Consider the following 14,364-nt stretch of genomic DNA (forward strand, 5'->3'; position numbering starts at 1 on the left):
TCCTACAAATTTTCTATTTATTATCAGAATTATTCCTAATTCTCACTATATGCCAATAGCGAGGTTTGCTTACATTATACATAGTATTCATTTATTTTCCAATAACAAAGTAATTTCCTTAATTTAAAGTGTAATACATTGTTTTAACTTAGTTCAAAGAATTTATCTCTAATAGTAGATATAGTCATAAGTATTTTTAAAATTAAAAAAACTGCATCTATCATATATGGTTTTTTAAGAAAATTTAAGTTGAAACAAAAATGATGTTAGTATATGATTTACTAGACGACTATTTTAAGGGAGGAATGTATGAGGTTAGAAGTAAGAGAGATAAGAAAAAGTTTTTCAGAAAATGAAGTACTGCATGGAATATCATTTTCAGTTGAAAGTGGAAAGGCGCTTGGGTTATTAGGAAGAAATGGTGCAGGAAAAACTACAACAATTCGTATATTAATGGATGTTTTTAAAGCTAACTCAGGCGAAATATTAATAGATGGAAAGAAATTTGAACCGCGAAATTATCAAATTGGATATCTACCAGAAGAAAGAGGTTTATATCCTAAAAAGAAAGTTACAGAGCAGATAGTTTATTTAGCTCAGCTAAGGGGCATATCAGCAAAAAATGCAAAAGAAAGTACAAAGATATGGCTTAAAAAGTTAGGCATAGAGGAATATGCAAATAGAACCCTAGATAGTTTATCTAAAGGTAATCAGCAGAAGGTACAATTAGCACAAACTTTAGTTTGTGATCCAGATATAGTTATACTTGATGAACCTTTTAGTGGATTAGATCCAGTTAATGCACAAATACTTAAAGATACCGTAAGAGAATTAATAAATCAAAATAAACTAGTTATATTCTCAAGCCATCAAATGAGTTATGTTGAAGAATTTTGTGAAGATATAGTTATACTAAATAAAGGTGAGATTGTATTAAGTGGAAATCTTAAAGAAATAAAAAGAGAATTTGGTAATAATAGGTTAATATTAAGTGCAAACAACTTAAAAGTAAATGATTTAAAATCTATATGCCAAGAGAAGTTTAATGATTTAGTAATTGTAAATGAAGTTAAAAAAGATTATTTAGTATTAGAGTTACATAATGATGCAACAAAAAATCGATTTTTAGAAAAAATACTAAAAGAAAATATAGATATAGATAAGTTTTCTACATATGAACCAGATTTAACAGACATATTTGTAAAGAAAGTAGGTGAGGAATAATGAAACAATTTCTTACTGTACTAAAATTTGAGCTTAGCAATTATTTCAAAAAGAAATCTTTTATAATAAGTACTGTAATAATTGCCTTAGTAATGGTAATTGGCTTATCTCTACCAAACTTTATAGATATGTCATCCATATTACCAACAGCAGATGAAAATGAAACTAATGTAGAAGATGTTGTAGAAGAAGATAAAACTAATTTTGCAATATATGATGAAAACAATATTATACCTAATAAAGAAATATTAAATGCTTATTTTCCAAACTCAAATTGGAAAGTGGTAAAAAATCAAGGTGAATTAAATAAGTTAGTTGAAAATCAAGATGTAGAAGCAGGTTTTAATATAAACAGCTTAACTAAATATGACTATGTTGTTCAAAATACTAAGTTTGATGATGAAAATAAAATTATGTTTGATGAAATTTTGAAAAACATATATAGAGAAAAGCAAATTACTAGTAAAGGAATGGATTTCAAAAAGGTAGATAAAATCTATAGCACTCAAATAGTCTCTAATGTTGAAATATTAGGAAAAGATAGTGCAAACAATTATTTCTACGCATATATATTAATTTTCATTATATATATGATGATTATAATGTATGGTCAATTAATTGCTATGGGAATAACTGCAGAAAAAAGCAATAGAGCAATAGAAGTTCTAGTTACTAGTACAAATACAAATAATTTAATCTTTGGTAAGGTTATTGCAGGTGCAATAGCAAGTATAGCACAAGTTGGAATAATAATGTCATCAACATTTATTGCATATAAGGCAAATAGTGAAGTGTGGAATGGAATGTTAGATAATGTATTTAAAATGCCTCCAGAATTAATAGCTACATTTGCCATATTTGGAATATTAGGTTACTTATTCTATTCATTTATATATGGTGCATTGGGAGCTTTAGTATCAAAGACAGAAGATATAGGCACAAGTGTTGGCCCTATTACAATGATATTTGTGATAGTATTTTTCATAAGTATATTTGGATTAACTAACGGAGATAGTGTGATATTAAAGGTTTGTTCATATATACCATTTGCCTCTCCAATGACTATGATAGTAAGGGTTGCAACAGGAGCTGTTACATCAGTAGAATTCGTAATATCTGCTCTAATATTAATAGGATCAACAGTATTAGCAGGAATGGGTGGAGCTAAAATATATAGGATGGCTACATTAATGTATGGAAATCCTATAAAATTAAAAAATGCTTTAAAATGGATTAGAAGTGAAAAAGAATAATACAACTTCAATTAAGAAAAATAAATAATGTTGAAGGTAATATTGATTGAATTAAAATGCAAATTATGTTAAAATAAGAACACGGGAATGAAGTTCTCCCAAAGTTTACACTTAAACCGCATTTATGCTGATGACTTCTGTGATTATTTTGTCACGGAAATTATCAGCTTTTTTTATGCAAAAAATAGGAGGTAGAGATGTTAACAAGTTTAGCAATTATTTTTTTACTTGGCTTATTAATGGGAAGTATATTTAATAAGTTAAAATTGCCCAGCTTAATGGGAATGATTTTTACAGGGATTTTACTAAGCCCTTATGCATTTAATTTATTGGATGATAAAATATTAAGTATTTCACCGGATCTTAGACAGTTGGCTCTTGTAATTATTTTAACTAGAGCAGGATTGTCACTAGATGTGAAAGATTTGAAAAAAGTAGGCCGTCCTGCTGTATTAATGTGTTTTGTTCCTGCATGTTTTGAAATTTTGGCAGTTGTTCTGATTGCACCAAAATTACTAGGGGTTACAGTATTAGAAGCAGCAATTATGGGAGCTGTGGTTGCAGCCGTATCTCCAGCTATTATTGTTCCTAGAATGATTAATCTAATAGAACAAAAAATAGGAAAAGAAAATAGTATTCCACAATTAATTATGGCTGGTGCATCAGTTGACGATATTTTTGTAATAGTATTGTTTACTGCTTTTACAGATTTGGCAAAGGGTGGAGACATGTCTTTATCAAGTTTCGCACAAATACCGATTTCTATAATAATGGGAATCTTAGTTGGTGTACTTATGGCAACTGTATTAATAAAAATATTTAAGAAAGTTCATTTAAGAGATTCTATAAAAGTAATAATAATACTTAGTGTTTCTTTCTTATTAATAGAATTACAAAACAGCTTGGAAAGTATAATTCCTATGTCAGGATTACTTGCAATTATGAGTATGGGAATATTAATTAAAGCAAAATATGAAATGCTAGCAGTAAGATTATCAAATAAATACAACAAATTATGGCTTGCTGCAGAAATAGTATTATTTGTTTTAGTTGGTGCAACTGTAAACGTACAATATGCAATTACAGCTGGAATACCAGTAGTAATAGTAATATTATTTGCATTAATGATTAGAATGATAGGAGTTTTTGTTTGTCTAATAAAAACAAAGCTTTCTAAGAAAGAAAGATTATTCTGCATGATAGCTTATACACCAAAGGCTACAGTACAAGCAGCTATTGGAGGTATGCCATTAGCTATGGGTCTTTCTTGTGGGAACATAGTTTTAACTGTGGCAGTTCTTGCTATACTAATAACTGCACCATTTGGTGCAATAGGAATAGATAGTACTTACAAAAAACTTCTTTGTGGTGATAATAAAGAAGGAAGAGATAAATTAGCTAATTAAATTTTAAAAATAGGATAGTTATTTATAGTAAATAACTATCCTATTTTTATATTAGTATAAAATTTCACCTTCTAAAATAGTCCTTGCTTCACCACCGATTTTTATATCTATAATTTCATCCTTATCACTTTTTATTTCAACATAAACTTTACCAGGTCTTTCAACAAAATGACCTTGTTCCCCGATTAAAAATGATTGATTTTCATCTATTAATTTATGATGGACTATGTAAGATGATACACTACCATTGCCAGTGCCACATACTGGATCTTCTGGTACACCGCAATAAGGAGCTATGGATCTTACATGATATGTACAATCATGATTAAAAGTTTCCATAGTAAACAGAGAAATGCCAACAAAATTATTTTCATCACTTAATTTATATATTTTATTTAAATTAGGAGTAATATTTTTTAATATTTCTAAGTTTTTCACACCAAATACAATCCACCAAAGACCAGTGCTAACATTTTTTATTGGATAAGGTAATAAATCGTCGCTACAAATATTTAGTGACTGTGTAATTTCTTCTCTTAGATGATCTAAATTTATAAACTTGGGATTTACTTGAGTCATCATAAAGATTTTTTTATCATCAATATTTCTAATTTCAACAGGCAAAACTCCTGATTTAGTTTCTTGATAAAACTTATCTTTACTTAAATCTAGTTTGTTTTCTTTATATAAAGTATTAAAAGTAGCAATAGTAGCGTGACCACACAAGTCTACTTCAAATTTTGGAGTGAAAAACTGAACTTTAAAATCGGCTTTGTCAGAAGAAGAAACAAAGGCAGTTTCTGAAAGATTCATTTCTTTTGCAATCTTTTGTTTTATAAAATCATCAATACTATTGGCATCTGTCACAACACCAGCTGGATTACCTCCAAAAGGAATAGAAGAAAAAGCATCTACTTGCTTAATTTTAATTTTATTCATTTTAACCCCCTCTAAAATATTATCTTAAAAAAATTGTAACATTGATAATTTTTGCAATCAATATTATAATTGTATGCAATACAATATTACAATTAGGAGTGAGAAAATGCCTGTAAATTCCTTTGAAAATTACCCAATGAGCTGGAAGCCAAGCTTGAAGAATATTAAAGGTTCTATTACTAAAGGTTTAGCAAAACTTTTAGAAGAAGATATAAAAAATTGTAAATTAAGTCCTGGAACAAAGCTGCCACCTCAAAGAGAATTGGCAGATTTTTTAGATATAAATTTAAGTACAGTTACTAGAGCATTTAAACTATGTGAAGAAAAAGGACTTATTTGTGCAACCATAGGAAAAGGAACATTTGTATCTTCAGATGTTCATATAAAAAATACCATGATGGAAACCTTAGAAAGAGGAAGCTTAATAGAGCTGGGCGCCTCCCATCCTACATATGAGCAAAATGAATATGTTGTTAAAACTATACAAGAAATAATGAATAGACCTGATGCATATAAGTTGCTTGAATACAAAGAAGTGAATGGTTCACCTTATCAAAAGAGTGTTGTATGTAAATTTTTAAAGGAAGAATATAAACTACCTTGCAATGAAGATGACATACTCTTTACTGCTGGTGGTCAAAACGCCTTATGTTCCATATTATTATCCCTATTTAATAGTGGAGACAAAATAGGCGTAGATCCATTAATATATGCAGGACTTAAAACTAGTGTTAATATGTGTAAAATTAAGTTAATTCCCATTGGATCAGATGAGAAAGGAATGAATCCTAAGTCTTTAGATACTATTTGTAAAAATGAAAAACTTACAGGAATATATTTAATTAATGATATTCATAATCCTACTACTAAAACAATGAGTGAAAAGAGAAGAGAAGAAATAAGGGAAATATCACAAAAACATAATTTATTGATTATCGAAGATGGCATTCACAGATTATTCTTAGATAATCTTCCAAAAACTTTATATGAAATAAGCGATAATACTATTCATATAACAAGTATGTCAAAAATTATCTGCCCAGGTTTGAGAGTGGGGATGATAATTACACCACAAAAATATAAAAAAGATATTCAGTTTGCTTTATATAACATGAATGTTATGGTGTCAAATTTACAAATTGAAGCTTTGTGTAATATTATCAATAATCAAGTTTATAAATCAATAATAAATGAAAGAAAAGAAATTATAAAAAAAAGAATGAAAATAACTGAAAATATTTTAAACAAATCTAATTGTAATTACAATAAGGGTGGTAATCTAATATGGTTGAAACTACCTAATAATTTTAATTCTAAGGACTTTGAAGTACTTTGCAAAGAAAAAGGAGTCCAAGTATATTGTAGTGAAAGATTTGTGGTGGGTAATGAAAATGAATTGTCTTGTATAAGATTATGCATAACAGCACCGCACAATGAAGAACAACTAAAAAAGGGTTTAAATACAATAGTAAATTTAATAAATAGATATATAAATAAAGAATGGGAACTTTCTAAGGATTAGGTTATTTATATAAAGTTGTTAAATGGAGAATGGTGTCATTATATGTTAATTTATATTATTCTGTGTTATATTATTTATAGTATATAATAAATTAAATATTAATATTAAATTTTAAAAGACGGGATGGGATGTATTGTGAAAACGGTTTTAACAAAAAATAACCTAAGTGTTGTATTAAGAAGTCCAAAAGAAAGTGACGCTAAAGAAATAATAGAATTTTATAATATAGTAGGTGGAGAAACTACATACTTATCTTTTGGGTCAGGAGAATACAAAGTAAGTGCTTCGCAACAAGAAAGTGCAATTAAATCAGTAAATGAGTCAGATAATAATACGATGATTCTTGCTACAATAGATGATAAAATAATTGCAATAGGTACAATATCTTCTAACCAAAAGAAAAAGGGTAAGCATGTTGGTGAATTAGGTATAGTTATTAAAGAAGAGTACTGTAACTTAGGGCTTGGAAAAATAATGATGGATGAATTAATAGATTGGTGTAAGTCAAATGGTATAACTACTAGAATAAGCCTGTCTGTAAGAAAAGATAATCCAAGAGCTATAGAATTATATAAAAAGTGTGGATTTGAAGTAGAAGGTATACAAAAAAATGAAACATATATAGATGGAGAATATTTTGACATTGTGCTTATGGGATTGATTTTATAGTAAAGTGATTAAATTATAATTTTGGATAAAAAATAATTGTGAATATATACTTAGATATACTAGGGTGTATCAAAAAAGATACACCCTATTTTTTATTCCTAATTTATCAACTTAAGCAAAATTAATTATTTATAATGTGATTAAATAAAACCTATACCCAACAAGAAATACTACTAAAATACTAAATGCTTTGTTAATATTCTTTTCAGTTCTTGAACTAGTCTTTATAGGTAGAATGGAAAAGTTAATTCCAACAGGATAAAAAAGCTCTACTCCTTCCTTTGTAATTAAATCTAAACAAATATGAGAAATTACTCCAGCCAAAATTCCGCTGAAAATACAAGTAAATACAATATTATCATTACTTGAAACTATAACTATTTCTCCAATAAATGCTATTAAACCTACAAATATTAAACTATGAGTAAAACTTCTATGCCTGAATCTTTTACCAAAAACTTTATATATTATGGGAAACCTCTTACTAATATATGATCCTCTCATATCTATATCGCTAAGTAATGCGCCAAAATGTGTAAAATAAGCATATATAAATAAGAGAACTATACGATAAGATAAGTTATATACCACAAGGAAGGTGTTATGTATGTAAGGAAGTAATAATAGTCCTACAATATAACCACCCTTTGAGTGAGTTTCTTTTGTCATAAATCCTCCAGTTGTCATAAATTTCTAATATATTTTATTATAAAGGAAATATATACAAATTTCAAAATATAATTTAGCTAGTATATTTATATATGAATGATAAGATATTTTCAATAAGAGGTTTTTTTAGATTATTAAATATATAAAATTAGTGTCAAAAACTGTCATTAACTTATATATTATAGAAGGAGGTGTTTATATGGCGAAAAAATATCTTATTGCCCTTGATGATGGACATGGAATGGAAACAGCAGGCAAAAGAACGCCACCATTGAAAGAAGATTTATATATTGATGGTAAACTAGTAAGAAAAAAAGGTGAAGTAATTAAAGAAAATGAATTTAACAGAGCTGTAGTAAAATATTTAGAGAAAGCATTAAAAAGATGTGGTTTTGATGTTCTATTAGTTGCTCCAACTGATGTGGATACATCATTACAAACAAGAGTCAGCCGTGCAAATGCAGCTAATGCTGATGCATATGTAAGTAAGCATTATAATTCACTGGGAGAAAAGTGGCAAACTAAGGCTAAAGGAGTAGTAACAATAATTCATTACATTTCACAAGCTAAAACAAAAGTACTGGCAAAAAATGTACAAGACGAATTATGGAAATTGCATAAAGGTCATGATTGCATAAATTATGGAGTAAGAACTGATATGGATATTTCAGGATTTAGTCTTTATGTTCTTAAAAATACAAAAATGCCTGCAATTTTAACTGAATCAGGATTTATGGATAATATGACAGAAGCTGTGTGTATGTTAGACCCAGAATTTCAAAAAAATGATGCAGAGGCAACTTGTAAAGGTATATGTAAAACTTTTGATATAAAATATGTAGAGCCAGAAGAAGAATTTGTTTGTACAGAAAAAGATGTGGAAGTTTCTACAGATGTAAAATATGTAAAAGTTATTGTTGATAAGTTGAACGTTAGAAATTGTCCATCATGGGATGATGGAGCAGTAGCTGGCACTGTAAAAAAAGGTGAAGTTTTTACAGTAATGAAAAAAGTTAAAGTAGACGGTTATTATATGTATAAGCTAAAATCAGGCCTATATATAACTGCTAGCAGCACATATGTAAAAAGCATGACTTCTTTATAAAAAGTTTTAATAGAATAATAATCCTTCCTCATTATAAAAGAGGAGGGATTTTTTACATTTTTTTGAAATATTAAAGTATAATTATTGGTGGTAAGAAAATATAACAAAAATTATGCATGGGAGGACTATAAAGTGAAGAAAATTATATTTATTATTTTATGTATAGTAATTAGTACAACAGGGTGTAGTAAGAAGCCAGATACAAAAGAGGAGAGTATAAAAGAAAATAATATTCAAGCAGATACATCCAAAGTTGAAAAAAAGAAAAATGAAGAGGATAAGATAAACAATATTATTAAGACTTATGAAAATGTAGAGCCAAAAGAATGGGGTGAACATTTGAAAGGAGTAGTAAGTCATGTAGATGATAAAAATAAAGAAATAGCTTTAACACTAGATGCTTGTGGTGGAAAACAGGGAAGCAAATACGACAAAGAATTAATAGATTTTTTAGATAAAGAAAATATTCCTGCCACATTATTTATAAATTATAGATGGATAGAAGCTAACAAAGATATTTTTATGAATTTATCTAAAAATAATAATTTTGAAATTGAGAATCACGGATATAGTCATAAACCTTTATCAGTTAATAAAAGATCTGTTTATAATATAGAAGGAACATCAGATGTAAATGACGTTATAAAAGAAATAAAATTAAATGATGATGCAATATATAAATTAACAGGTAAAAAACCTAAATACTTTAGATCTGGTACGGCTTATTATGATGATGTTGCTATAAAAATTGCAGATGAAGTTGGATACAAAATAGCTGGATTTAGCATAAATGGCGATGGTGGAGCAACTTTTTCCGAGGAAGATGTAATAAATGAAGTTAGCAAAGTAAAGGCTGGAGACATTATAATTTCTCATTTTAATCAACCAAATGGAAATACATACGAAGGTTTAAAAGAAGCTCTTATAATATTGAGAGAAGAAGGATATAAATTTGTAAAACTAGATGAATAAATAAAAATATTAAATCCTATGTTTCATAATATTGAAAGTTGTAAAATAAATAATTATTTACTTATATTTAGCACATAATAAGAATGAAAAAATGTAGGAGGTATTATATGAAAAGTACTAGTGTAACTTGTAAAGCCACTAATTGTGTTCATAATAAAAGCTGTGATTGTATGGCAGGTGTAATAAACGTAAAAGGTCTTAGTGCCAAAACTGTTCAAGAAACTAATTGTAATACTTTTGTAGAAGAAGGTGGACATGCTCACGACAATTTATCCAGCCTTTATGACAATAAAAAAACTGTACCAGAAACAATTAGATGCAGTGCAAGTAACTGTGCATATAATGAAAATGGAAACTGCTATGCACAAGATGTTCAAATAATGGCAGCAAATGCAGCTTGCGGTACATTTGAATGTAGATCATAAAGAGATAAGAAAGAACTCTGAATATATTTAGAGTTCTTTTTTGTAGTATAAATTTAAAAAAGAGTCAATGAATTTTACTTGTATATTCTTCATATTAATTCCCCTTATCTCACTATGAAACTTAGTATATAAATTATATTAACTACTTAAATGTTCACAAGGAATATAGTATTTTTTACAATAATCTTCTGCAATGGAATTTTTGTAACAGCGAATAGTAAGTTTAGGACAAAGATTAAAAGCTCTAGGATGAATATTAGTAACATTTTCTGGAATCACTATTTGATTTAAATTTTTACAATTTACAAAAGAATTTTCACCTATATATTCCACGCTTGTGGGAATTATTACGTATTTTATAAATTTATTATTGAAAAAAGCATGGGTATTTATATTTTGTACATCTTGAGGTATAAAATAAGTAGATGTTTGTTTTGAAGGAGGATAACATATGATTGTGTTCATGTCACTGGAGAAAAGCACACCTAGTTTAGAACAGTAGTTACTATTTCCTTCTTCTACTTTTATACTTGCTAAGTTGGAACAATTAAGAAAACATTTGTCTTCAACTAAAATAATATCTTCATTCACTAAAAATTCTTTTATATTTTTATCTTTAAAGGAGTCCTTGCTTAATATGGAAAAAGAATCTAAATCATCTTTATAATAAGAATCGGATGATTTTTTAGAAGTGGTTTTATTATGTTTTCCTTTGTCATTATTCTTATAAAAAATGTAAAAAACAAAAATAATAAGCAGAATAGCTACTATAACCCCGATTTTAAAGATCATATTTATAACCCCCTTAAAAATTAAAAAATATCCCTCAGTCTATCATAAGCTAAATTTATTTTTTTATATGTATCTTCTAATTCTTTTCTAACCTCTGCTGGCATTTCTTCTTTGTTGTATTTGTCAGGATGATAACTTTTAGTTAGATATGCATATTGTTTTTTTAAGTCTTCTTTTGTGCAATTTTTACTTAGACCAAGTATTTTATAACATTCATCCAAGTCATCTGTATTTTCATCTTCTTGAATTTTTTTGTTTTTTTCATTTAATACTTTGTCGTATATTTGGTCACAAGAATTAGCATCTAAGTTAAATACATTTATAAAATCACTTATTATCTCAGTTTGAGAGTTGTTTAATGCTTCATTGTCTATTAAACATAAAGTTATAAGATGAGAAAGAATTTTAAAATCAAGATTTTTCTTATCTAGAAGTTTGCCTATGGAGTTTTTTAGAGAAATAATTGTTTCTTTGTTATAGTTATGAAACCTTCCATAATCGTATTGTGCAAATAGCCAAATTTCCTCGCTACTGTTCATGTCAAAAGATTCAAAATAATCTAGTATATAATCTCTTTCTTTCTGGGATATTTCTTCGTCTGCCTTAGCGCAGTAAATAAATAGCCTCATTAAATAATCAGCTGTGGCATTTTCCACATTTTCTTCTAAATTTTCATCTATATAACCTTTTAATAATAAATCTTCCATAAGAGTCATAATAAAACCTCCTTAAATTTTAATATTTCTCAATTAATTAGAGTATATATAAAATAATTTTCAGTATCAATCATATATATTAAATAAGTTAATAAGTATGAAAATTTTATAAGGAGGAGTAGATGTTGAGTGAGGGTGAGGATGTAAAGAAAGAGTGTAATATAAAAGATTTGACTGAAGTTATTATGAATATGAAAAGTGATTTAAGAATAATAAATAAAAATAGCAAAAAAAGCATAATGTCTATTGAATCCTTAAAAGAGGATCTAAATAAGAACAATAAGGAAAATTTTAAACTAAAAAAAGAAATTGAAGAAAGAAAAAGTAATGAGATAAAAATTTATAGGAAAATAATTTTAATCTTAGACCAAATAGATAGTTTTCAAAAGATTATAGCAGATTTAGATAATAAGGAGTTTTCATATAACTTGGATATAATGAAAAAAATTATTAGTAAAGAAATGAGTGAAATCAACTTGGTTGAAATTAAATCCATGGGAGAGTTTTTTAATCCAGAATTACATAAATGTGTTGCAGTGGAAGAGGATATTTTGAAGGAGAGCAAGGAGATTATTGGAGTGATTAAAAAAGGATATATGCTTAGAGGGAAGGTCATAAGACCTGCTTCAGTAATTATAGCCAGGTAGGTCCATGGCACAGCGATATATCTTTGCTATTGCTACAGATATATCCGTTGCTTAAAAATCGCTACGCTCATGGCGCCAACGATATGTATTCACTACCGCTTCATACATATCCGTTGCTTAAAATGATATGATAAGGAGAAGATAAGATGGGAAAGATAATTGGAATTGACTTGGGGACAACTACTTCGGAAATAGCTTACATAGAAAATTATGAACCGAAAATTATTCCAGACTGTTTTGGAAATAGAATTGTTCCGTCAGTTGTTGGAAAGAAAGAAGATAATACTGTTATTGTGGGACAGGTGGCTTATAATCAGCTAATACCATCCCCTGAGAGAACAGTGGCAGAAGTAAAAAGACTTATGGGATCAGACACTAAAATTACTATGGGAGAAAAGGAATATATGCCCCATGAAATATCTAGTTTTATTTTAAAAGAGTTAAAAAAATATGCAGAAGATTATTTGGGAGAAGAAGTGGAAGAAGCTGTTATAACTGTACCTGCTAATTTTAATAACTCTCAAAGAAAGGTAACAAAACTTGCAGGAGAAATGGCAGGCCTTAAGGTAGAAAGAATTATAAATGAACCAACAGCAGCAGCCATGGCTTATGGTATTAATAATGCAGACAAAGAAGAAAAGATCCTTGTTTACGACCTTGGTGGAGGAACTTTTGACGTATCTATTTTAGAAATGTTTGAAGGTATCTTAGACGTTAAATCAAGTAGAGGTAATGATAGACTTGGTGGAAAAGATTTTGATAGTAGAATAGAAAAATACATAGAAAAGGAATTTGAAAGAATTTATAATCAAAACTTATATAAAAACCTAGATGTTCAAAATAAGTTAAGTATAAAGTTAAGAGTAAAAGAAGCTGCAATAAATGCAAAAAAAGAATTATCAAATCAGCTATCAACTACAATAAACATACCTTTTATAACTGTTATTGATAATAAACCTGTATCTCTAAGTATAGAATTGAAAAGAGACAAATTCAATGAGTTAACAAGAGATTTAGTTGAAAGAACTACACAAAAAATTGATGAAGCTTTAAAAGCTGCCAACTTAAAGGCAAAAGATATTGATACAGTTCTTTTAGTTGGTGGGTCTAGCAGAATACCTGCTGTAAAAGAGTTAGTGGAAAGTAAGTTTAAGGGTAAAATTATATCAGGAATAAATCCAGATGAAGCTGTAGCTATGGGAGCTGCAATTCAAGCAGGCATAAAAAGTAATCAAATTACTAGTGAAGAAAATCTTATAATAGCTGATAAATGTAGTCATAATCTGGGAACAAGCATAATAAAAATAGGGGACGGGAAAGTAATTAATGGAGCTTTTGATTGTATAATTCCAATAGACAGTAGCATTCCTTGTTCTAAGAAGAAATTATACTATACTGCAGTAGATAACCAGGAAGAGGTAAGAGTAGAAGTTTATGAAGGAAACGAAGAGCTGGCAGAAGATAATACGAAGATAGGTGACTTCTTACTAAAAGGAGTTCCAAAGGCTAGAGCAGGGGAGGAGAGTATAGAAGTTCAATTTGATTATGATTTAAATGGAATACTAGAAGTGAAGGCTACTATAATGAGCACAGGTACTTCAATTAATAAAATTATAGACAATTTTAAATTAATTAAGTTGCCACAAGATGCATTGGTAGATGAAAATTTATATGAAAGATTTAAAGTAGATGAATGGCAAGAATATGATTTGGCACCAGGAGTTAAAAGTATAGTTGAGTTGGCAGAAAATAAAATTAAAAGTTCTAAAATGGATAAAGATGATTTTAAATATAGAAAAATAGAAAAACTGTTGGAAGAGTTAAAGTTGGCAGTAATTCATGATAATGAAGAACTGGTGGAAAAGTATGATGAGGAGTTAACTGATATATTATTTGAAGAATAATAATTAAGTCATCAAAGCCTGATTTTCATATTTTATGGAAGTTAGGTTTTTTATTTCTATTTTTTGACAAAAAACATTACTATATATTATTATAATATAAGCACAATAATATAAGTAAAAG

General features: G+C 28.1%; 14 protein-coding genes and 1 riboswitch. Of the genes, 10 read left to right on the plus strand and 4 right to left on the minus strand.

Going from position 1 to position 14,364, the window contains the following annotated elements; all coding sequences use genetic code 11:
* Positions 1–309 precede the first annotated feature (309 nt).
* The 3 genes from K0040_RS03585 (at position 310) to K0040_RS03595 (ending at position 3,883) form a co-directional block, all read left to right on the plus strand.
* Positions 310–1,224: an ABC transporter ATP-binding protein gene (locus K0040_RS03585; RefSeq protein ID WP_228107581.1), complete on the plus strand. Its 915-nt coding sequence runs from the start codon at positions 310–312 to the stop codon at positions 1,222–1,224.
* Positions 1,224–2,477 (plus strand): ABC transporter permease, encoded by a 1,254-nt coding sequence (locus K0040_RS03590; RefSeq protein ID WP_228107582.1) that lies wholly within the window; start codon positions 1,224–1,226, stop codon positions 2,475–2,477. Before K0040_RS03585 ends, K0040_RS03590 begins: the two co-directional genes overlap by 1 nt.
* A gap of 74 nt (positions 2,478–2,551) precedes the next feature.
* Positions 2,552–2,624, plus strand: a riboswitch (Fluoride riboswitch).
* 50 nt (positions 2,625–2,674) lie between these two features.
* Positions 2,675–3,883, plus strand: a complete 1,209-nt coding sequence (locus tag K0040_RS03595; RefSeq protein WP_228107583.1) for a cation:proton antiporter — start codon at positions 2,675–2,677, stop codon at positions 3,881–3,883.
* A gap of 51 nt (positions 3,884–3,934) precedes the next feature.
* On the opposite strand, the gene K0040_RS03600 is transcribed toward K0040_RS03595, so the two are convergent.
* A complete protein-coding gene (locus tag K0040_RS03600; RefSeq protein WP_228107584.1) occupies positions 3,935–4,822 on the minus strand; it encodes a PhzF family phenazine biosynthesis protein in 888 nt (295 codons plus the stop codon).
* 106 nt (positions 4,823–4,928) lie between these two features.
* Between K0040_RS03600 and K0040_RS03605 the strand changes: the two genes are divergently transcribed.
* Together K0040_RS03605 and K0040_RS03610 are read left to right on the plus strand one after the other, a co-directional pair.
* Positions 4,929–6,344, plus strand: coding sequence for an aminotransferase-like domain-containing protein (locus K0040_RS03605; protein ID WP_228107585.1), 1,416 nt, complete (start codon positions 4,929–4,931; stop codon positions 6,342–6,344).
* A 135-nt stretch (positions 6,345–6,479) separates the two neighbouring features.
* Positions 6,480–7,013 carry a GNAT family N-acetyltransferase gene (locus tag K0040_RS03610; protein WP_228107586.1) on the plus strand — a complete coding sequence of 178 codons (534 nt, stop codon included), beginning with the start codon at positions 6,480–6,482 and terminating at the stop codon, positions 7,011–7,013.
* 129 nt (positions 7,014–7,142) lie between these two features.
* On the opposite strand, the gene K0040_RS03615 is transcribed toward K0040_RS03610, so the two are convergent.
* Entirely contained in the window at positions 7,143–7,682 is a 540-nt protein-coding gene (locus K0040_RS03615; RefSeq protein ID WP_228107587.1) for a metal-dependent hydrolase, read from the minus strand.
* Positions 7,683–7,881: 199 nt separating this feature from the next.
* On the opposite strand from K0040_RS03615, the gene K0040_RS03620 reads away from it, so the two are divergent.
* The 3 genes from K0040_RS03620 to K0040_RS03630 all read left to right on the plus strand — a co-directional run bounded on the left by K0040_RS03620 (position 7,882) and on the right by K0040_RS03630 (position 10,184).
* Positions 7,882–8,787: an N-acetylmuramoyl-L-alanine amidase gene (locus K0040_RS03620; RefSeq protein ID WP_228107588.1), complete on the plus strand. Its 906-nt coding sequence runs from the start codon at positions 7,882–7,884 to the stop codon at positions 8,785–8,787.
* 132 nt (positions 8,788–8,919) lie between these two features.
* Entirely contained in the window at positions 8,920–9,759 is an 840-nt protein-coding gene (locus K0040_RS03625) for a polysaccharide deacetylase family protein (RefSeq protein ID WP_228107589.1), read from the plus strand.
* A gap of 107 nt (positions 9,760–9,866) precedes the next feature.
* The gene (locus K0040_RS03630) at positions 9,867–10,184 is read left to right on the plus strand and encodes a DUF1540 domain-containing protein (RefSeq protein ID WP_228107590.1); all 318 of its coding nucleotides are present in this window, start codon (positions 9,867–9,869) and stop codon (positions 10,182–10,184) included.
* A gap of 138 nt (positions 10,185–10,322) precedes the next feature.
* On the opposite strand, the gene K0040_RS03635 is transcribed toward K0040_RS03630, so the two are convergent.
* Together K0040_RS03635 and K0040_RS03640 are read right to left on the minus strand one after the other, a co-directional pair.
* Entirely contained in the window at positions 10,323–10,976 is a 654-nt protein-coding gene (locus K0040_RS03635; RefSeq protein ID WP_228107591.1) for a leucine-rich repeat domain-containing protein, read from the minus strand.
* 20 nt (positions 10,977–10,996) lie between these two features.
* A complete protein-coding gene (locus tag K0040_RS03640; protein WP_228107592.1) occupies positions 10,997–11,692 on the minus strand; it encodes a DnaJ domain-containing protein in 696 nt (231 codons plus the stop codon).
* A gap of 122 nt (positions 11,693–11,814) precedes the next feature.
* On the opposite strand from K0040_RS03640, the gene K0040_RS03645 reads away from it, so the two are divergent.
* Complete coding sequence (locus K0040_RS03645; protein WP_228107593.1) at positions 11,815–12,339, plus strand: nucleotide exchange factor GrpE; 525 nt, start codon at positions 11,815–11,817, stop codon at positions 12,337–12,339.
* 146 nt (positions 12,340–12,485) lie between these two features.
* Complete coding sequence (locus K0040_RS03650; protein ID WP_228107594.1) at positions 12,486–14,243, plus strand: Hsp70 family protein; 1,758 nt, start codon at positions 12,486–12,488, stop codon at positions 14,241–14,243.
* The last annotated feature ends 121 nt before the right edge of the window (positions 14,244–14,364 follow it).

It is taken from the genome of Terrisporobacter petrolearius (genome assembly GCF_020748185.1).
GTDB classification, from domain to species: domain Bacteria; phylum Bacillota; class Clostridia; order Peptostreptococcales; family Peptostreptococcaceae; genus Terrisporobacter; species Terrisporobacter petrolearius.